Source organism: Mesorhizobium sp. M4B.F.Ca.ET.203.01.1.1, assembly GCF_004791025.1.
Classification (GTDB): domain Bacteria; phylum Pseudomonadota; class Alphaproteobacteria; order Rhizobiales; family Rhizobiaceae; genus Mesorhizobium; species Mesorhizobium abyssinicae.
Map to the genome: position 1 here is coordinate 1 of NZ_SRUO01000267.1, position 289 is coordinate 289.

The following is a 289-nucleotide window of genomic DNA, read 5'->3' on the forward strand; positions in this document are numbered from 1 at the left end:
GTTCGGCTACACACCGAAAGCAAACCAGCAAGTGGTCGTCCCGGTCGACTGCCGCTGATGGCAGGTCGGCCGCCCACGGCTCGTCAGTAGGTAACCGTCACGACAATTGTGTCGGTGTATGTTCCGGGCGCGGGCGTCATCTGCGCGGGTGCGCGGGCGTATACGGTGTATGCCTGATCCAGCCCGGTTCCGGCGCCGCTTGCGCTGTCGGTGCCGATCGTGTTGCCCCAGACGCTGGTCCTGCCGCTATCACTGTAGAGGGAATAGGTGACGGTCTTGATGCCGCTGG

General features: G+C 64.0%; 1 protein-coding gene. It reads right to left on the reverse strand.

What is annotated here, in order from left to right:
• Positions 1-83 precede the first annotated feature (83 nt).
• A partial coding sequence (locus EN846_RS34625) for a spore coat protein U domain-containing protein (protein WP_189587223.1) occupies positions 84-289 on the reverse strand: 206 nt, incomplete at its 5' end.